The sequence below is a fragment of the Rathayibacter sp. AY1F6 genome (genome assembly GCF_002932035.1).
Classification (GTDB): Bacteria; Actinomycetota; Actinomycetes; order Actinomycetales; family Microbacteriaceae; genus Rathayibacter.
In genome coordinates, this window is record NZ_PSVD01000008.1 from 109,334 (window position 1) to 128,603 (window position 19,270).

Below are 19,270 nucleotides of genomic sequence, written 5' to 3' on the forward strand. Positions count from 1 at the left end.
ATCGGAGCAGCCTCGCAGCAGCCCTGCGCCGCGTCACGGCTGCGCCTCCGCCCAGCCGTCGCGCCCGATCACGACGTGCGCGAGGAACCGCAGGCCGCACGCCTCTGCCCCGTCGGCGATCGCCCGCGTCGCCGCACGGTCGGAGGGGAGCACCACGGCCTCGCCCGCGTGGCTGTGCGCCAGGCCGATGCCCGCCGCGCCGCGCGCCAGCACCTCGGCGAGCACGGCGGCGACGGGGATCTCGGCGTGCGCCGGGGCTCCGTCGGCCAGCATCAGGACGTCGCGGACGGCTCCGGACTCGGCGAGCGCCACCGCCAGCACGGTCTCGACCGGCCGGGCGGCCAGCAGCGGAGCGACGAGCCCGGCCAGGCCGGCGGCGTCGGTCACCCGGGCGGCGCGCGAGGCGCGGTTCATCCTCCGCCGCAGCTCGAAGGAGGCGACCAGGCGGCAGGCGGCGACCTCGCCGACTCCGCGGTGCCGCATCAGATCGCCCACCCCGGCCCGGGCGACGGCGTCGATGCCGCCGAAGCGCGCGAGGAGGCGCTGCGCGACGACGGTCGCGTTGGCGCCGCGGACGCCGGCCCCGATGAGCACGGCGAGGGTCTCGGCGTCGGTGAGCGCCTCCGGTCCGTAGGCGCGGAGGCGCTCCCTCGGCCTCTCCTCGGGAGGGAGGTCGGCCATCCGGGGGCCGGGCGTTTCGAAGGACATGCCGCCGACGCTACGGAGCCCGCCGGACGCGCGGCCCGCGGATCCCACCACTGTGAACGAGTACCGCCCGCGAGCGCCCTGTGGAGGGACCTCCCGTCACCGCCCGCGCGCTACTCTCGCGTCCCCCTGCGAGAACGCAGACGTCGAACTCGCGACAGGGGTCGAGCACCCCGGTCAGTCCGACGCGGGCATCCCGGCCGTCACCGACAGGCTCTCGCCGTCCGGCGCCACGTCCACCAGCACCACGTCCCCGTCGCGCACCGTGCCGCCGAGCAGCGCCGTGGCCAGCTGGTCGTCGATCGCCCGCTGCATCAGCCGGCGCAGCGGCCGCGCGCCGTACTGCGGGTCGTAGCCGCGCTCGGCCAGCCACCCGCGGGCCGCGGGCGTCACCGCCAGGTCGAGCCGTCGCTCCGAGAGCCTCCTCGACAGCCGGTCGACGTACAGCGACACGATCTCGCCGAGCTCGGTGCGGTCGAGCGCGTCGAAGATCACGATGTCGTCGAGCCGGTTCACGAACTCGGGCTTGAAGGCCTGGCGCACCATCTGCTGGACCGCCTCCTCCTTCTGCGGCCGTGACAGCGCCGGGTCCACGAGGAACTGCGACCCCAGGTTGGAGGTGAGGATGAGGATCGTGTTGCGGAAGTCGACCGTCCGCCCCTGGCCGTCGGTGAGCCGGCCGTCGTCGAGCACCTGGAGCAGGACGTCGAACACCTCGGGGTGCGCCTTCTCGATCTCGTCGAGGAGCACCACCGAGTACGGGCGGCGGCGGACCGCCTCCGTGAGCTGGCCGCCCTGCTCGTAGCCGATGTAGCCGGGAGGGGCGCCGACCAGCCGCGAGACGGCGAACTTCTCGCCGTACTCCGACATGTCGATGCGGACCATCGCCTTCTCGTCGTCGAAGAGGTGGTCGGCGAGCGCCTTCGCCAGCTCGGTCTTGCCGACGCCGGTCGGCCCGAGGAAGAGGAAGGAGCCGGTCGGCCGGTCGGGGTCGGAGATGCCCGCGCGGGTGCGGCGCACCGCGTCCGCGACGGCCGACACCGCCTCGTCCTGGCCGATCAGTCGGCGGTGCAGCTCGGTCTCGAGGTGCAGCAGCTTCTCGGTCTCGCCCTGCAGGAGGCGCCCGACGGGGATCCCCGTCCAGGCGGCGATCACCGCGGCGATGTCGTCGGCCGTCACCTGCTCGTTGACCATGCGGCCCTCGGCCGGCTCCTCCTCCGCCTCGGCGGCCGCGAGCTCGCGCTCGATCACCGGGATGTCGCCGTAGAGCAGCTTCGACGCGCGCTCGAGCTTCCCCTCGCGCTGCGCGCGCTCGGCGGCGATCCGCAGGGCGTCGAGCCGGTTCTTGAGCTCGCCGACGCGGTTGAGGGAGGCGCGCTCGCGCTCCCAGCGCTCCTGCAGCTCCTCGAGCTGGGCGCCGCGGCGGGCCAGGTCCTCGCGCAGCTTCTCCAGCCGCGCCTTCGAGGCCTCGTCCTTCTCCTTCTTCAGCGCCAGCTCCTCGAGCCTCAGCCGGTCGACGGAGCGGCGCAGCTCGTCGATCTCGACGGGAGCGGAGTCGATCTCCATGCGCAGCCGCGACGCGGCCTCGTCGATCAGGTCGATCGCCTTGTCCGGCAGCTGGCGGGAGGTGATGTAGCGGTTCGAGAGCGACGCGGCGGCGACCAGGGCGGAGTCGGCGATCGCCACCTTGTGGTGCGCCTCGTAGCGCTCCTTCAGCCCGCGGAGGATCGCCACGGTGTCCTCGACGGTCGGCTCGCCGACGAAGACCTGCTGGAAGCGGCGCTCGAGAGCGGCGTCCTTCTCGATGTACTGGCGGTACTCGTCGAGCGTCGTCGCGCCGATCATCCGCAGCTCGCCGCGCGCCAGCATCGGCTTGAGCATGTTCGCGGCCGCCACCGACCCCTCGCCTCCACCCGCGCCCATCAGCGTGTGCAGCTCGTCGATGAAGGTGATGATCCGGCCGTCGGACTCCTCGATCTCCTGGAGCACGGCCTTCAGCCGCTCCTCGAACTCGCCGCGGTACTTCGCTCCGGCGATCAGGGCCGAGAGGTCGAGGCTGACGAGCTGCTTGCCCTTGAGGCTCTCGGCGACGTCGCCCGCGACGATCCGCTGCGCGAGCCCCTCGACGACGGCGGTCTTGCCGACGCCGGGCTCGCCGATGAGGACGGGGTTGTTCTTGGTGCGGCGCGTGAGCACCTGGCTGACGCGCCGGATCTCGGCATCCCTCCCGATCACCGGGTCGAGCTTGCCGCTCGCCGCGATGGCGGTCAGGTTGACGCCGTACTGCTCGAGTGCGGACTTCTCGTCCTGCTGGGGCATCCGACCGGCCTGCATGATGGTGGTCTCCTCCGTGGCTCGAAAGTTGAGTTCGACGGACTCAACTTTACTCCCGCGACGGCTCCGGCGGTCAGGCCGTCAGAAGATCGCTGTCGCGACCCTGGAGCGCCTCGAGCGCGTTCCGGAGGATCGAGCGCAGCCGGAACTCGTCGATCCCGGTCAGCGCCGAGATCTCGGCCTGCGAGAAGCCGCCGGCCGCAGCCAGCAGCAGGAGCTCGCGGTCCGGGCAGTCGAGGGCGAGCAGGCCGCTGCCGAGCGGACGCCGGGCGAGCTCGTGCGCGGACCCGAGGGTCTCGCAGAGGACCTCGAGCACCCAGAGCACGGGCTCCGGCGAGCGGGCGCCCTCGCGGGCGCGGCGCCAGACGGCGGTGAAGACGTCGGTGCAGAGCCGGTCGCGGCCGGCCGGGTCGGCCTGGACCGTGCCGACGCACGCCGAGACGAGGCCGCCGAAGCGGTCGACGAGCTCTCCCAGAGCGGAGGCGTCCCCCGTGGCGGAGCGGGCCAGCAGACGGGCGGCGTCCTGCGTCAGCGGCGGACGCACCCGTCCTCCGGTCGCGTCCTCGCCTCCAGCACTCACAGGCCTCAGCGTGTCACCGACTCCGGGACGGCGGGACCAGTTGCGCGGAAGGGGGGTGACATGTAAGGAGCGGATCCGCTATCCGACATCAGAGGCGCGGCCAGCGCGCGCGGGCGAAGCAGAAGAGCCCGTAGGCGATGAGCCCGACGGCGACGAAGCCGAGGAGGAGCACACCTGCCGGCAGCTCCACGAGCGACTTCAGCGCCTCGTCGAGCCCGCCCGCCTGCTCCGGATCATGGGTGACGGCGGCGACGATCAGCAGCACGCCGAGAGCGCCGAGGACCACGCCCTTGGCGACGTAGCCGGCGACGCCGAGCACGGTGACGACGGTGCCCGCCGTACCGCCCGGCTCCGCGACGTTCTCGAGGAACTTCCTGCTCGCTCCGCGGTACACGAAGACGCCGCCGACCGCGAGGACGGCCAGTCCCGCGATCACGAGCAGCACGACTCCGCCCGGCGCCGAGAGCACCTGCGCGCTCGCGCTCTCGGACGACTCGGACGAGCTCGACCCGCCGCCCGTCGCGAACTTCAGCGCCGTCACGCCGAGGGCGCCGTAGACGACGGCCTTGCCCGCCTCCTTCAGCCGGCTGCCCCAGGTCTTCAGGGCGCTCTCGCGCGGGCGGACGAGGAACGCCTCGAGCAGCCCCCAGAGCGCCAGGCCGAAGAGGCCGACCGTGCAGATCCAGAGGATCACCAGACCGCCGGGCTGCGCCGCGAGGGCGCCGAGAGCACCGCTCTGGTCGGCCTCGCCTCCGCCGCCGCGGGCCACGCCGAGGGCGATCACTCCGATCAGGAGGTGGACGAGGCCGTTCGCCGCGAAGCCGCCGCGGGCGAGGGTCCGCACCGCCCGGGAGTCCTGGATGTCGTCGGCGGTGCGCTGGGCGTCGGCGGTGCTCGGAGTGTTCACAGGGTGGACGCTACGCGTTTCCACACCCCCGCGCCCGGCGCTCCGCCGTTCGGAGGTGCTCCCGGAGCCGGTTCTCCACACCTTTCCACAGGGTTGTCCACAGCTGTGGAATCGCTGGAGGGACGAGTGGATCACACGTCGACGGCGCGGACGAGTCCGTCCTGCACGCCGCCCAGCCAGTCGTAGACGCTGCGGATCGCGGCCGCACTCCCCTCCTCCGGGACGACGTCGTCGGTGTCGTCGATCCCCAGCCGCACGGCCAGAGCGAGCCGCATGTCGGTCAGTGCGCGGAGCCAGGCGATCGCCTGCGGCTCCTCGAGACGGACCGCGACCTCGCCCAGCCCCTCGAAGATCCGGCCGTGACTCGTGCCGTCGCCGGCGTCGAGGGCCGCCGTGACGGCACGGGCGTCGTCCTTCTTGCGGGCAGCGAGGTCCGGAGCGGTGAAGCGGCGGAACTCGTCGGCCGCCTCGGCGTCGTCGCGGTAGGCGTCGGGCAGGAGGCGGGCGAGCGCCGGATCGGAGCGGGCCTCCTCCGAGGACGCCCCGCGATCGAGCAGCTCGAGCATCTCGCCGGCCAGATGGCGGAGGATCCCGGCCTCCTCGCGGTCGAAACGGGCGACGGCGGCTCCGGAGGAGTCGCGGCGGAACGCGCGCATCAGCCGAGTCCTCGGATGCCGCGAGCGGGGTGCTCTCCGGTCTCCGCGGCCGCGGGGCGCAGCGGGGCGCTCACGCGTCGGCCTTCTGCAGCGTCGCCCACAGGCCGTAGCCGTGCATCGCCTCCACGTGCCGCTCCATCTCCTCGCGGTTGCCGGTCGCGACGACCGCGCGCCCCTCGGTGTGCACCTGCAGCATCAGCCGCTCCGCCTCGGCCCGGCCGAAGCCGAAGTAGCTGCGGAAGACGTACGAGACGTACGACATCAGGTTGACCGGATCGTCCCAGACCAGCACGATCCACGGGACCTCGGCCGCCGAGCGGGTCGCCAGGCGCTCGTCCGCGCGCTCGATCGTGTCCGCCATCCCTCCAGCGTAGGCCGCAGCGCGGACGGACGCCCGGGCGCGCGGGCCGGAGCGTGCTGCCCGCAGCCCGCGAGTGTCCAGGAGTCGTCGCACTCGGCGCGGGGCACGAGGACGGGGACCGCGAGAAGCCAGGAGTCGTCGCTGATTCGGCTGCAGCAGCGGCGCCCGCCCTACGCCGACAGGCGCGGCAGGACCTCCCGGGCGAAGAAGTCGAGGTGGTCGAGGTCCTGCAGGTCCATGAACTGCAGGTAGACGCGCTCGCAGCCGGCCTCGCGGAGGGACTCGAGGCGGTCGACCGCCTCGTCGACGCCGCCGGCCACTCCGTGCTCGCGCAGCTCGGCGGGCTCGCGGCCGATCGCCGCCGCACGACGCGTGAACTCCGCCTCGTCCCCTCCGCCGACCGCGATCAGCGCGACCGAGTGCACCAGCGACGAGGGCTCGCGCCCGATCGCCCGGCACGCCTCGTCGACTCGCTCGAAGGCCCCCGGGATCGCGTCGAACTCGGGGAAGGGCAGATTGAACTCGCTCGCGAACCGCGCCGCGAGCGCCGGGGTCCGCTTGGGGCCGCCGCCGCCGACGATCACCGGCAGCGGCAGGCGGGCGGGCTTGGGCAGGGCCGGGGAGTCGGTCAGCGTGTAGTGCTCGCCGGCGAAGGAGTAGCGCTCGCCGACCGGCGTCGACCACAGGCCGGTCACGATCTCGAGCTGCTCCTCGAGGAGGTCGAAGCGGCGCGGAGGGAAGGGGATGCCGTAGGCGGCGTGCTCCTGCTCGAACCAGCCGGTGCCGAGGCCGAGCTCGGCACGGCCCCCGGACATCGCGTCGACCTGGGCGACCTGGATCGCGAGGATCCCCGGCGGCCGGTAGGTGACGGAGGAGACGAGGGTGCCGAGCGCGATCCGCTCGGTCTCGCGGGCGAGGCCGGCGAGGGTCGTCCACGCGTCGGACGGGCCCACGCCGGGGTCGCCGTCTCCCATCCGGAGGTAGTGGTCGGAGCGGAAGAAGCCGTCGTAGCCGAGGCTCTCGGCGGCCTGCGCGACGGCGAGGAGGTCCTCGTAGCTCGCGCCCTGCTGGGGTTCGGTGAAGACTCTGAACTGCACGGGTCCAGCCTCCCGCACCGGGGCCGGATCATGCCAGCCCGGCTCCCCCGGCCGGGGCCGCCGACGGGCCCCCGTGTACCGTGGACGGTTGCCGCCGACGAGAGGACCCCATGTCCGAGCACCCGTCCTCCCCGGACACCGCCCCCGCCACCGCGGGCACGACCGCCCCTCCGCACCGCCTCGCGCGGTGGGTCTTCTGGCCCGCCGCCGTCCTCACGCTGTCGATCGCGGCCTTCGCGATCCTCGCGCCCGACGCCGCGACCTCCGTGTTCTCGACACTGCAGACCACGGTCGTCAACACGTTCAGCTGGTACTACGTGCTGATCGCCGCGGTCTTCGTGGCCTTCGCGATCTGGATGGGCGTCAGCCGCTTCGGCGACATCAAGCTCGGCGCCGACGACGACGAGCCCGAGTTCTCGATGCTCGCCTGGATCTCGCTCCTCTTCGCCGCCGGCATGGGCATCGGCCTCGTCTTCTACGGCGTCGCGGAGCCGCTCACCCACTTCGCCACTCCGCGCCCGGGCGTCACCGGCACCGAGACGCAGCTCGCGCAGAGCGCGATCTCGCAGACCTACCTGCACTGGGGCGTCCACGCCTGGTCCATCTACGTGGTGGTCGGCCTCGCCCTCGCCTACGCGATCCACCGCCGCAAGCGGCCGGTGTCGATCCGCTGGGCGCTGGAGCCGCTGCTGGGCCGGCGGGTCCGCGGCGGCTGGGGCAACGCGATCGACGTGGTCGCCCTGGTCGGCACCATGTTCGGAGTCGCGACCTCGCTCGGCCTGGGCGTCACCCAGATCTCGGCGGGCCTGGAGGCGAGCGGCATCGTGGAGTCGTCGCTCACCGTGCAGATCGTGGTCATCGCCGTGGTCACCGGCCTGACCGTCCTCTCGCTGATCTCGGGCGTGGGCAAGGGCATGAAGTGGCTCTCGACCGGCAACCTGCTGCTCGCCGCGGCGCTCCTCGTCTTCGTGCTCGTCGCCGGCCCGACCCAGTTCCTCCTGCGCGAGTTCGTGCAGTCGCTCGGCAACTACCTGCAGAACTTCATCGGCCTGACCTTCACGGTCAGCGCCTACGCCGGCCGCGAGGGCGAGCAGTGGCAGGCCTCGTGGACGACGTTCTACTGGGGCTGGTGGATGTCGTGGGCGCCGTTCGTCGGCATCTTCATCGCCCGCGTCTCCAAGGGCCGGACGGTCCGCGAGTTCGTCGGCGGCGTGCTGCTCGTGCCGACCATCATGACCTTCCTCTGGTTCAGCGTCCTCGGCGGCACGGCCATCTACCGGGAGCTCTACGGCGACGGCGGCCTGGTCGGCGCCGACGGCTCGGTGGACACCAACCTGGCGCTCTTCTCGATGCTGCAGGGACTGCCCGCGGGCTCGGTGCTGACGATCGGCGCGATCCTCCTCATCGGCGTCTTCTTCGTGACCTCCGCCGACTCCGGAGCGCTCGTGATGTCGATGATCGCGACCGGCGGCGAGCCGGAGCCGCGCAACCGCATCCGCGTGTTCTTCGCCGTCGCGACCGCGCTGCTCGCCCTGTCGCTCCTGATCGCCGGCGGCCTCGACGCCCTGCAGACCGCGGCGATCCTCTCGGCCCTGCCGTTCAGCGTCGTGATGATCCTGATGTGCGTCGCGACGGTGATCGCCTTCCGCCGCGAGATCCGCGCCTACGACAAGGCCCGCCGCAAGGCGTTCGTCGGCGACATCGGCACGTTCTACGGCCTCGAGGTCGAGGATCCGGCGGAGCGCGAGCCCGCCCACCCGATCAAGCGCCTCGCGAACCGCCTGAAGCCGGGGTCGAAGGAGTAATCGGCTCGGAGGAGAAGCCAGGTCGGAGGAGGCCGGGCGCCGCTGGGGCGCCCGGCCGGCCGATCAGCTGGGCGACGGGATGAAGGGGTGCTCCGGCGGGTCCTGGTCGTCGCCGAGGCGGGCGTCGGCGCCCTGGTCGAGCGCCTCGTCGATCGACTCGGGGTCGTCGATCTCGGCCGGGTCCTCCGGCGGGACCGGCAGGGAGTCGCCGTCGGGGCGGGTGGTGTCGGTGACGTCCTCGGGGGCGTCGAAGCCGAAGCTGCTCATGGTTCCCTCTCCGCGGTGCGCCCGAGAGGCGGCGCCGCTGCGGGCAGCCTAGGTCGCGCCCCCGGAGGCGGTCACGGACTTGACGGGGCACCCGAGGGGCCCCGCGGGGTCGGCCTGCTCCGGAGGAGCCTCCGCCCCGGCAGCCATCAGTGCACGTACTCGAGCAGGTCGGCTCCGAGGGTGCGCATGCCCTCCAGCACCGCGAGGCGGTAGTGCAGGGTCGTGTCGTCGAACTGGGTGGCGACCGCGTAGGCGACTCCGGCGCGCGGGCCGCGGAGGACTCCGGCTTCGGCGCGGACGCCGACGTCGGTGCCGGTCGCGTTGACGAGCAGGACGCCGTGGTCGGGGTGGCGGTGGGCGAGCGGGTCGAGCCCGAACGAGGCGGCGACCATCGAGAGGTCGGTGCCCAGCGAGAGCCAGCCGATCACCCGCGAGCTCACGGCGGCGTCCACGATCTCGCCGTTCGCGAGCGTGGCGAGCAGCCAGGTCAGCTCGCGGGCGGAGCCGATCGAGAGCTGCGGCGCGTCGTCGGGGCCGCGCTCGTCGCGCACGACGTCGAGCAGGGCGGTGCGGGAGAGGCCGAGCGCCTCGGCCCGCTCGCGCACGGCGTCGAGACCGACGCGGCGCAGCAGGACGTTGGTCGCGAGGTTGTCGCTGGAGGCACCGACGAGGGCGGCGAGGTCGGCGATCGGCATCGACGGCACCTGGAGGTGCTGCCAGAGCCCGGAGCCCGAGACCGCGTCCGCCGCGGTCCGGTCGACCAGGCGCAGGTTCTCCTGCGGCTCGTTCGCCAGCCGGGCGGCGACCTCGATCAGCAGCACGACGGTGCCGAGGGAGGCGGTGGGCATCGAGACGGAGTCGTCGACCGCGAAGAGGGTGCGGCCGGTCGCCAGGTCGACGGCGCGCGCCGAGACGACGACCCCGTCGATCGCGAGACGGCCGAGGGCGTCGAAGCCGCGCTGGAAGTTCTCGCGGTCGCCGCCGCCCTTGTGGCGCCCCCGGCGGTTGCGTCGGCTCTCACGGCGGGTCTCACTGGTGGGGATCACCACGGGTACGGCCCCTCTACGGGTCGGGAGTGCGGTCGTGCGGAGGGGGGACCTGGGTCCTCACGCGCCGGCAGGACGCGCGATCGGCGGACGACCCCGCTGCATCGGTCGGCTCTCGATGCCCGGGACTCCTCGTCCGTGGTGCGGAGGTGGTCGGCTGCGACTACCAGATGGTGACGCGCTCGCTCGGGGAGAGCCAGAGGGCGTCGCCTTCGGAGACGTCAAAAGTAGCGTAGAACTCGTCGATGTTCCGGACGATCTGGTTGCAGCGGAACTCGGCCGGGGCGTGCGGATCGATGGCGAGGAGGCGGATCGTCTCCTCGTCGCGGGACTTCTGCTGCCAGGCCTGCGCCCAGGAGAGGAAGAAGCGCTCGGCGCCGGTCAGGCCGTCCACGACGGGCGGCTCCTCGCCGTCCAGCGAGAGCAGGTACGCCTTCCAGGCGATGCCGAGACCGCCGAGGTCGCCGATGTTCTCGCCGATGGTCAGGGCGCCGTTCACGTGGTGCCCGGGCGTGGTCGCGGGAGCGAGCGCGTCGTACTGCGCGATGAGCGCCTTCGTCCGCTCCTCGAACGCGGCCCGGTCCTCCTCGGTCCACCAGTCGGTGAGGCGGCCGTCGCCGTCGAAGCGCGAGCCCTGGTCGTCGAAGCCGTGGCCGATCTCGTGACCGATGACGGCGCCGATCGCTCCGTAGTTCGCGGCGGGGTCGCGGGCCTCGTCGAAGAAGGGGAACTGCAGGATCGCGGCCGGGAAGACGATCTCGTTGAAGCCCGGGTTGTAGTACGCGTTGATCGTCTGCGGGGTCATGAACCACTCGTCGCGGTCGAGCGGGCGGCCGATCTTGCCGAGCTCGCGGGCGAACTCGAACTCGGCCACGCGGCGGGCGTTGCCGAGCAGGTCGGCCGGGTCGATCGAGAGGGCGGAGTAGTCGCGCCAGCGCACCGGGTAGCCGATCTTGGGCGTGAACTTCGCGAGCTTCTCGAGCGCGCGCTCGCGGGTGGCGGGGCTCATCCACTCCAGGTCGACGATGGAGCGGCGGTACGCCTCGATGAGGTTCGCGACCAGCACGTCCATCGCGGCCTTCGCCGTCTCGGGGAAGTGGCGGGCGACGTAGGTGCGGCCGACCGCCTCGCCGAGCGAGCCCTCGACGAGCGAGACGGCGCGCTTCCAGCGCTCCCGCTTCTGCGGGGTGCCGGTGAGGGTGCGGCCGTAGAAGTCGAAGTTGGCGTCGACGAAGCCGCTGGACAGGTAGGCCGCGGCTCCGCGGATCACCTGCCAGGACAGCCAGTCGCGCCAGGCCGGGAGCCGGTCCTCGGTGAGCAGGCCCGCGAGGCCCTGGAGGAAGCTCGGCTGGCGGACGACCACCTCGGCGAGCGCCCCCTCCGGAGCGCCCATCGCAGTGAGCCACACGCCGAGGTCGACGCCCGCGGCGAGCTCCTCGACCTCGGACCAGGAGCGGAGGTTGTAGGTCGCCTGGCTGTCGCGGCTGCGGACCTTGTCCCAGTGCGCGGCGGCCAGATCGGTCTCGAGGGCGACGATGCGCTCGGCGCGGGCCTCGGCGGCGTCGATGCCGGCCAGCGCCAGCATCCGCGCGACGAACGGCGTGTAGGCCTCGCGGACGGAGGCGAACTCCTCCTCGCGGTAGTAGCTCTCGTCCGGCAGGCCGAGGCCGCCCTGGTTGACGAAGACGAGGTAGCGCTCGGGGCTGCCCGGGTCGTTGTCGACGAAGAGGCCGAAGAGCCCGGGGACGCCGGTGCGCTCGAAGGCGCCGACCGCGCGGAGCAGGCCGGGGATCGAGTCGACCCGCTGCACGGCGGCGAGGTCGTCGGCGATCGGGGCGGCGCCGAGCTCCTCGGCCCGCTCCTCGTCCATGAAGGAGGCGTAGAGGTCGCCGAACAGGCGCTCCTCGGTGCCGTACTGCGCGGTCTGCGCCTCGACGATGATGTCGCGCACGGCCTTCTCCGCCTCCTCCTGGAGGACGTGGAAGGAGCCGTAGCGCGCCTTGTCGGCGGGGATCTCGGTGCGGTCGATCCAGAGCCCGTTGACGTGCCGGTAGAGGTCGTCCTGCGGGCGCGTCGCGGGGTCGAGTTCGGAGCGGTCGATACCGGAGCGAGGCGTCGTCGAGGTCATGGCGGACAGCCTACGTCGGGGCGCCGACACGGTGGCGCGAGGTGCGGCGGGTCGAGCGCGGAGCCGCGGAGGGCGGGCGCGGAGCCGCGGGAGGGCCGGGCGCGCCACTGTCCGGCTCGCGGGGGCGGACTGCTCCTGCGAGCCGGACGGTGGCCGACGGGGACGCCGGAGCGTCAGCGCCCGAGCTGCTCCTCGACGTACGCGCGGATCGGCGTGGTCGGCCGCCCGATCAGGCGGGCGAGCGAGCCGTCGGTCCCGCCGAGGAGGCCGTCGGCGATGTTCGCGTCGAGGCCGACGACGAAGCCGACTCCGCCCTCGGGGACGCCGGCGCCGGTGAGGACGCGGGCGTGCTCGTCGGAGGAGACGTGACTGATCGCGGCGTCGCGTCCGGCGACCTCGGCGACGATCGCGGCCAGCTCGTCGAAGCTCCAGGCGGTGTCGCCGGAGAGCTCGTGCACGGTGCCGACCAGGGACGGGTCGGTCAGGGCGACCGCTGCGGCCTCGGCGTAGTCGGTGCGCGCGGCGCTGGCGACGCGGCCCTCGCCGGCGCTCGAGAGGGTGCTGCCGGTGGAGGCGAGCTCGGCGACGGTCTGCTCGTAGTTCTCGTTGTACCAGCCGTTGCGGAGGACGACGGCGGGGACGCCGCTGGCGGCGATCGCCTCCTCCGTGGCCTTGTGCTCGGGGGCGAGGATGAGCGCGCTCGTGGTCGCCTTCGGGGCGCTCGTGTAGACCAGGCGCGCGCCGGCGCGGACGGCGGCGTCGATCGCGGCGGTGTGCTGTGCGACGCGCCTGCCGACCTCGGAGCCCGAGACGAGGAGGACGGCCTCGGCGCCGGAGAAGGCGGCGTCGAGCGAGGCGGGGTCGTCGAAGTCCGCGACGGCGGTGCGGACGCCGAGGTCGGCGGCGAGCGCCTCGAGCTTCGCGGCGTCGCGGCCGGTGGCGACGATGTCGGAGGCGGCGGTGCCGCGGGCGAGCAGGTGCTCGACGGCGAGACGGCCGAGGTGGCCGGTGGCTCCGGTGACGACGAGGGTCATGAGGGGTCCTTCCTGACGGGTGGGGCGGGCGGGGTCCGCCGCCAGGAGGGTGCAACCGGCGCATCCTCCTCCTGCTTCCCGGAATGCAGTACCCACTATTTCGTTAGTACTGTCATCACCCCTGTCCCGAGGAGCACCCATGACGATCGCCGACTCCCCCCTGCTCGCCGGGGACGTCTACTCCGCCGACTGCCCGAGCCGCGAGGTCTTCGGCCACGTCACCAGCAAGTGGGGCGTCCTGGTGCTCGCGGCGCTCGCTCCGGGCACGCTGCGCTGGGGCGCTCTGCGGCGCCGGATCGGCGGGATCAGCGAGAAGATGCTCGCTCAGACGCTGCGGATCCTGGAGGAGGACGGCTTCGTGCACCGCGAGGCGCGGCCGGTCGTCCCGCCGCACGTCGAGTACCGGCTGACGCCGCTGGGAGCGGAGCTGGCGGATCGGCTGCTGCCGGTCGTCGAGTGGATCGCGGGGAACGTCGGGGCGGTCCTGGAGGCGCGCTCGGAGGGCCGCCGGGAGGGAAGGTGAGCCTCACCTTCTTGTGAGAACGTTCACGTCCCGTTCAGGGAGGAGCCTCCACCCGGCGGCATCGGCGCCCCCTCCCCCTGCTTGCCTCGATCGCGTCTCCTGCTCGTGATCGAAGGACCTCCATGTCAGACACCGCCCGCCGCCCGCTCCTCCTCCCGATGGCCGGCCACGTGCGCGGCAAGCGCAGCCCCGTCACCTGCGCGCTGAAGTGCGCCAACGCCTGCTCCACCGCGACCTGCAACACGTCGCACAACAGCTACTTCCGCGACATCGTCTCGTCGCAGCTCTCCCGCCGCAGCGCCCTCGGCCTCGGCCTGGCCGGCGCGGTCACCGTCGCCGTCGCCTCCGCCGGAGGAGCGCCCACCGCCGAGGCGGCCGTGGCGACCCCGACCGACGGCTCGCCGCTCGCCTTCACTCCCATCGCTCCGGTGCCGTACACGGTCGACCGGTTCACCGTCCCCGAGGGCTTCGCCTGGCAGCCGATCATCCGCTGGGGCGACCCGCTCTTCGCCGACAGCCCCGCCTTCGACATCGCCGACCAGACGGAGGCCGCCCAGGCCGCGCAGTTCGGCTACAACAACGACTACACCGACATCGTCGAGATCCCGGGCTCGAAGCGCCTCCGCGCCCTGCTCGTCGTGAACCACGAGTACACGAACGAGAGCATCATGTTCCCGGCCGCGCAGCTCGAGGCGGAGCCGGAGCGCGTGCGCGCCGTCGGCCGCGCCGCCCACGGCCTCAGCGTCGTCGAGCTGGTCCGCACCGCGGTCGACCGCCCGTGGGCCTACGTCCGCGGGGGCGAGCGCAACCGCCGCTACCTGCTCGACACCCCCTACGAGGTGACCGGCGCCGCCGCCGGCACCGACCTGCTGAAGACGGTCGCCGACCCCGAGGGCCGCACCGTGCTCGGCACGCTCGGCAACTGCTCCGGGGGCACGACGCCGTGGGGCACGATCCTCTCGGGCGAGGAGAACTTCAACGGCTACTTCCGCGCCGTCGGCACGAGCGACGCCGAGAAGCGCTACGGCCTCGCCGACTCCGAGACCTCGCGCCTCTGGGAGCTCGACGACCCCCGCTTCGACGCCCGCACCCCGGGCTACGAGAACGAGCCGAACCGCTTCGGCTGGATCGTGGAGTTCGACCCCTTCGACCCCGACTCCACGCCGAAGAAGCACACGGCGCTCGGCCGGCTCAAGCACGAGGGCGCGAACGTCATCATCGCCCCGGACGGCCGCGTGGTCGCGTACCAGGGGGACGACGAGCGCTTCGACTACCTCTACAAGTTCGTCTCGACGAAGCGCTACATCGAGGGCGACCGCGCCCACAACAAGACCCTGATGGAGGAGGGCGACCTCTACGTCGCCCGCTTCACCGGCGACTCCCCCGCGGCCGAGATCACCGGCACCGGGGCGGTCCCCTCGGACGGCGGCTTCGACGGCATCGGCGAGTGGCTGCCCCTGGTGCTGAACGGCGCCTCGACGATCGCCGGGATGAGCGTCGCCGAGGTGCTCGTGCACACCCGCCAGGCGGCGGACGCCGCGGGCGCGACCAAGATGGACCGCTGCGAGGACGTGCAGCCCAGCCTGGTCAGCGGCCGGATCTACGTGGCCTGCACCAACAACTCCGCCCGCGGCACCGAGGGCGCCAAGGAGGGCGCGACCGAGGTCAACCCGCGCACCGAGAACCGCGACGGCCACATCGTCGGGATCATCGAGGACGGCGGCGACCAGACCGGCCGCACCTTCACCTGGAACCTGCTGATGCTCTGCGGCGACCAGGCGCAGGGCGACGTCGTCTACTTCTCCGGCTTCCCGGCGGACCAGGTCTCGCCGATCTCGTGCCCGGACAACCTGGCCTTCGACTCGGTCGGGAACCTCTGGATCTCGACCGATGGCGCCCCGAGCGGCATCGGCTACAACGACGGGCTCTTCAAGGTCGCGCTCGAGGGCGCGACGCGCGGCAGGGTGGAGCAGTTCCTCTCGGTGCCCCGCGACGCCGAGACCTGCGGACCGATCGTTCACGACCTCGACCAGCACGTGTTCGTGGCGGTGCAGCACCCGGGCGAGGAGGGCACCTTCGAGGCGCCGACCTCGTTCTTCCCGGACTACGGATCGACGGCGGCGGGAGCGGTGGCGGCACCGCGTCCGACCATCGTGCAGATCCTGCCGGCCTCGCAGGTGGTGGCGCCGACTCCGACGCCGACCGCCGGGCCGACCACGGCACCGACGACCCCGCCGACCACCGCGCCCACGGCGACTCCCACCACGGCTCCGACCGCCGGGCCGACCGCGGCGCCCACCGCGGCTCCGTCCCCGGTGCCCACGACCGCGCCGACCGGCACGCCCACCCCGCTGCCCGTCGGCGGCTCGGGCGGCGGACTGGCCTCGACCGGAGTCGAGAGCGTCGGCCTGATCGCGGGCGCCACCGCACTCCTGGCCGCGGGCGCCACCGCGCTCGGACTCGGAGCGCGGTGGCGCGCGGCCGCCGAGGGCGAGGACGACCTGCAGGCGTGAGGCCGGACAGGGCCCGGGACCGATCACAGGATCGGGGCCCGGGCCCTGTCACGCTCGGGGTCCCGCCGCTCAGGCCCCCGGGACCGGCGGGCCGGTGCGCCAGCGGAGGATCGCCGCGGCGTCGGCGTCGTGCGGCAGCGTCACCACGTCGACCCCCTCCGGGGCGGTGCGGGAGTCGGTGACGAGCACGCGCGCGTCCGTGAGCACGGCGGCGCGGGCCAGCGCGAGGGCGGCGTCGACGGAGTCGATCACCTCGGTGCCCAGCGCCTCCTCCTGGGCCGACGCGACCCACGGCTCCGCGGCGAGCGCCAGCAGAGCGCGCTCGCGCAGCCGGCCGGGGTCGAGCACCAGCGTCTCGACCTGTGCCGAGGCCAGCGCCGTGACGATCGCGCCGAGCGAGTACTCGACGGTGCGGCGCGGCTCCCCGGTGCGCAGGGCGTCGAGCACGTCCTCCTTCTCGCGCAGCAGGATGCGGTCGAGCTGCTCGTCGACGAACCGCTCCAGCGCCCCCTCCTCGCTGCCGGCGGCCCGCGTGTTCACGGGCTCGACGGCCAGGATCGCGGCGCTGCTCGGCGAGAGCTGCTGCGCGAGCAGCTGCCGGGCGTGGATGTCCCCCGCGACGACCAGCAGGCACGGCCGGTGCACGCGCACGAGCTCGTCCACCGCGGCGGCGAGCTCGGCCTGCGTGCGCCGCCAGATCTCCTCCGCGTGGTGGTGGAACCGGTCGTGCCGCCAGCCGCCGGCCTGCGCCTTGTGGAGGGTGTCGGTGCGGCCCTGCACGGCCTGCTCGGCCTCGGGTCGCTGCGCGCCCAGGCGGTGCAGGCGGATCTCGCCGCCGTCCCGCGAGGTCTCGACGACGAGGACGCGCAGGTCGGGCCGGTGCTGCAGCAGCGGCACGATGTCGGGGAGCGGGCTGTAGGAGACGCCCTCGGGCGCGACCGGCCGGCCCGGCAGCACCTCGTTCAGCACGACCCTCCCGTCCACGGCGACCGCGAAGAGGCAGCAGGCGCCCTGGGGGCGCCCGGCCCCCTCGAGCAGAGCGGCGAGGGCCCGGATGTCGGCCTGGGGCGCACCCTGGCGGGCGAGCTCGTCTCCGAGGGACGTGGCGCGCTCGAGCGAGATGTCCGGCGGATCCCCGGAGTCGATCGCGAGGTCGACGTAGAGCTGCGACACGGGCCGGGAGTCGCGGAGGAGCTCGGCCAGGGTCGGGAGAGCGGGGGTGGTGGTCACCATCGGGTCGTCCTTTCCTGTCGTGTCCCGACAGTGTCGGACGGCAGGAGCGGGAGGAGGGACGGGGTTGACTGCTCGCGCGCGCCTCAGAGCAGGCGGCGCGCGGAGGCCCAGGCGGTGAGCTCGTAGCGGGAGGAGAGCTGCAGCTTGCGGAGGACGGCGGAGACGTGGGACTCGACCGTCTTGACCGAGATGAAGAGCTCGGCGGCCGCCTCCTTGTAGGCGTATCCGCGGGCGATCAGGCGCATCACCTCGCGCTCGCGGGCCGAGAGCCGGTCGAGCTCGTCCACCGACTCCGCCTGCTCGCCCGCCAGCGCCCCGAAGGCGTCGAGCACGAAGCCGGCCAGGCGCGGCGAGAACACGGCGTCCCCGCCCGCCACCGCGAGCACGGCCCGGCTCACCTCGGCTCCGGAGCTGGCCTTGGTGATGTAGCCGCGGGCGCCGGCGCGGATCACGCCGACCACGTCCTCCGCGGCGTCCGAGACGCTCAGCGCCAGGAAGCGCGACGACGACCCGGCGCTGCGCCGCAGCACCTCGGCCCCGCCTCCGCCCGCACCGCCCGGCAAATGCACGTCGAGCAGCACCACCTCAGGCGCGAGCGAGGCGACCAGGCCGACGGCGGAGTCGACGTCGGCCGCCTCCCCGACGACCTCGAGCTCGGGGGCGAGGTCGGCCCGCAGGCCGGAGCGGAAGATGGAGTGGTCGTCGACCAGCAGCACGCGGGTCACCGCTCGACCTCCGCGGGGAGCCGAAGATGCACCTCGGTGCCGGTGCCGCCGACCCCGGGACGCACGGTCGCGCTGCCGCCCGCGCGCGCCATCCGGCCGATGATCGACTCGCGGATGCCGAGGCGGTCGCCGGGCACCTCGTCGAGGACGACGCCGGGGCCGCGGTCGCGCACGAACACGTCGACGCCCTGCACGGAGGACTCGAGGTACACCGAGACGTCGCCGCCCGCGTGCCGGGCCGCGTTCAGCACGGCCTCGCGGGTCGCGGCGAGGAGCGCGGCGGCGCCGGGGACGGACACTCCGACGGCCACCACCTCGAGGTGCACGGGGTAGTCGAGCTCGACGGCGGCGGCGATCGCCCGGACCTCGGCGGCCAGGTCGTTGGCGACCGGGACGTCGCGCTCGAACAGCCAGTCGCGCAGCTCCCGCTCCTGGGCGCGGGCGATGCGGGCGACCTCGCTCGAGGCTCCGGCGCGGTTCTGGATGAGCGCGAGGGTCTGCAGCACGGAGTCGTGCAGGTGCGCGGCGATCTCGGCCCGCTGCTCCTCGCGCACGCGGGCGGCGCGCTCGCCCATCAGCTCGGACCAGAGGGTCACCACCCGGGGCGCGGCCAGCACGCCGGCGGCGATCAGCAGCACGCCCACGGCGAGCACCGCGTTGAGGGCGCTCGGGCGGCCGGTGAGCACGGCCGCTCCGGCGAGCACCAGCAGCGCGCAGGAGGCGAGGCGCACCGCGGAGCCGTACCGGGCGGGGCGGACGGCGTCGCCGCGGTCGAGCCCGAGGCTCCAGCCGACGGCTCCTCCCGCGAGCAGGCCGACGGCGACGAGCGCGCGCGTGATGTCGGCGTCGTCGCCGCTGTCGACGGTGATCAGCACGGCGAGCGCCGCGACGGCGGCGGCGAGGGTCAGCAGGCCGGCCACGGGAGCGGAGCGGCGGACGGCCGGATCCGCGTCGCGCGACTCGAGCGGCGCGAGGGGCACCAGGGCCCAGAGCCAGAGGTAGAGGAGCGCGCCGCCCCCGCCGAGCGCGGTCGTGAGGACGGCCAGGAGGCGGGTCCTCCGCACGCTCCAGCCGAGGTGGTCGGCGACCGCGGTGCACACTCCGCCGAGCAGCATCGTCCGCGGCCGCTGCAGCGGGGGGCGGACGGCGGTGCCGGGGACTGTGCTCACCCCTGCATCCAAACAGGTCGGCCGCACGATCGGGGGTGCTCTCGGGGTCGGATCAGGGGTTCCCCCGATGGTCCGGGCCGTGGAGCGCACGGGAGACTCGCAGCATGACAGGACAGAGCACGACCCCGCCGGGCTCCGCGGAGCCCGGCGGGGTCGTGCTCTGTCCTGTCATGCTGCGAGTCTCCCG

At 73.6% G+C, this 19,270-nt stretch carries 17 protein-coding genes; 3 read left to right on the forward strand and 14 right to left on the reverse strand.

What is annotated here, in order from left to right; all coding sequences use genetic code 11:
* Positions 1 to 33: 33 nt before the first annotated feature.
* The 7 genes from C5C44_RS09235 to C5C44_RS09265 all read right to left on the reverse strand — a co-directional run bounded on the left by C5C44_RS09235 (position 34) and on the right by C5C44_RS09265 (position 6,640).
* Positions 34 to 708 (reverse strand): RadC family protein, encoded by a 675-nt coding sequence (locus C5C44_RS09235; RefSeq protein WP_104335733.1) that lies wholly within the window; start codon positions 706 to 708, stop codon positions 34 to 36.
* Between the two features lie 174 nt (positions 709 to 882).
* The gene (locus C5C44_RS09240) at positions 883 to 3,024 is read right to left on the reverse strand and encodes an ATP-dependent Clp protease ATP-binding subunit (protein WP_374952925.1); all 2,142 of its coding nucleotides are present in this window, start codon (positions 3,022 to 3,024) and stop codon (positions 883 to 885) included.
* 88 nt (positions 3,025 to 3,112) lie between these two features.
* Entirely contained in the window at positions 3,113 to 3,619 is a 507-nt protein-coding gene (locus C5C44_RS09245; RefSeq protein WP_146084327.1) for an RNA polymerase sigma factor, read from the reverse strand.
* A gap of 88 nt (positions 3,620 to 3,707) precedes the next feature.
* On the reverse strand, positions 3,708 to 4,526 hold the full coding sequence (locus C5C44_RS09250; protein WP_104225741.1) for a DUF1206 domain-containing protein: 819 nt from the start codon (positions 4,524 to 4,526) through the stop codon (positions 3,708 to 3,710).
* 131 nt (positions 4,527 to 4,657) lie between these two features.
* Entirely contained in the window at positions 4,658 to 5,182 is a 525-nt protein-coding gene (locus tag C5C44_RS09255) for a DUF2017 domain-containing protein (RefSeq protein ID WP_104335734.1), read from the reverse strand.
* Positions 5,183 to 5,252: 70 nt separating this feature from the next.
* Positions 5,253 to 5,543, reverse strand: a complete 291-nt coding sequence (gene clpS, locus C5C44_RS09260; protein WP_104222829.1) for an ATP-dependent Clp protease adapter ClpS — start codon at positions 5,541 to 5,543, stop codon at positions 5,253 to 5,255.
* Between the two features lie 170 nt (positions 5,544 to 5,713).
* On the reverse strand, positions 5,714 to 6,640 hold the full coding sequence (locus tag C5C44_RS09265) for an LLM class F420-dependent oxidoreductase (protein ID WP_104222830.1): 927 nt from the start codon (positions 6,638 to 6,640) through the stop codon (positions 5,714 to 5,716).
* A gap of 110 nt (positions 6,641 to 6,750) precedes the next feature.
* Between C5C44_RS09265 and C5C44_RS09270 the strand changes: the two genes are divergently transcribed.
* Complete coding sequence (locus tag C5C44_RS09270; protein ID WP_104335735.1) at positions 6,751 to 8,445, forward strand: BCCT family transporter; 1,695 nt, start codon at positions 6,751 to 6,753, stop codon at positions 8,443 to 8,445.
* Positions 8,446 to 8,508: 63 nt separating this feature from the next.
* On the opposite strand, the gene C5C44_RS09275 is transcribed toward C5C44_RS09270, so the two are convergent.
* From C5C44_RS09275 to C5C44_RS09290, 4 genes are all read right to left on the reverse strand, one after another.
* Positions 8,509 to 8,712: a hypothetical protein gene (locus C5C44_RS09275; RefSeq protein ID WP_104222832.1), complete on the reverse strand. Its 204-nt coding sequence runs from the start codon at positions 8,710 to 8,712 to the stop codon at positions 8,509 to 8,511.
* 146 nt (positions 8,713 to 8,858) lie between these two features.
* Complete coding sequence (locus tag C5C44_RS09280; protein ID WP_104222833.1) at positions 8,859 to 9,761, reverse strand: serine hydrolase; 903 nt, start codon at positions 9,759 to 9,761, stop codon at positions 8,859 to 8,861.
* A gap of 160 nt (positions 9,762 to 9,921) precedes the next feature.
* Positions 9,922 to 11,886, reverse strand: coding sequence for a M13 family metallopeptidase (locus C5C44_RS09285; RefSeq protein ID WP_104335736.1), 1,965 nt, complete (start codon positions 11,884 to 11,886; stop codon positions 9,922 to 9,924).
* A gap of 173 nt (positions 11,887 to 12,059) precedes the next feature.
* Entirely contained in the window at positions 12,060 to 12,920 is an 861-nt protein-coding gene (locus tag C5C44_RS09290; protein ID WP_104250704.1) for an NmrA family NAD(P)-binding protein, read from the reverse strand.
* A gap of 139 nt (positions 12,921 to 13,059) precedes the next feature.
* On the opposite strand from C5C44_RS09290, the gene C5C44_RS09295 reads away from it, so the two are divergent.
* Entirely contained in the window at positions 13,060 to 13,443 is a 384-nt protein-coding gene (locus tag C5C44_RS09295; RefSeq protein WP_160033071.1) for a helix-turn-helix domain-containing protein, read from the forward strand.
* Between the two features lie 122 nt (positions 13,444 to 13,565).
* On the forward strand, positions 13,566 to 15,956 hold the full coding sequence (locus tag C5C44_RS09300) for a PhoX family phosphatase (protein ID WP_104335737.1): 2,391 nt from the start codon (positions 13,566 to 13,568) through the stop codon (positions 15,954 to 15,956).
* 69 nt (positions 15,957 to 16,025) lie between these two features.
* On the opposite strand, the gene C5C44_RS09305 is transcribed toward C5C44_RS09300, so the two are convergent.
* From C5C44_RS09305 to C5C44_RS09315, 3 genes are all read right to left on the reverse strand, one after another.
* Positions 16,026 to 17,189, reverse strand: coding sequence for a Vms1/Ankzf1 family peptidyl-tRNA hydrolase (locus C5C44_RS09305; RefSeq protein ID WP_104335738.1), 1,164 nt, complete (start codon positions 17,187 to 17,189; stop codon positions 16,026 to 16,028).
* Positions 17,190 to 17,272: 83 nt separating this feature from the next.
* Entirely contained in the window at positions 17,273 to 17,914 is a 642-nt protein-coding gene (locus C5C44_RS09310) for a response regulator transcription factor (protein WP_104225749.1), read from the reverse strand.
* A complete protein-coding gene (locus C5C44_RS09315; protein WP_146084328.1) occupies positions 17,911 to 19,083 on the reverse strand; it encodes a sensor histidine kinase in 1,173 nt (390 codons plus the stop codon). Before C5C44_RS09315 ends, C5C44_RS09310 begins: the two co-directional genes overlap by 4 nt.
* Between the last annotated feature and the right edge of the window lie 187 nt (positions 19,084 to 19,270).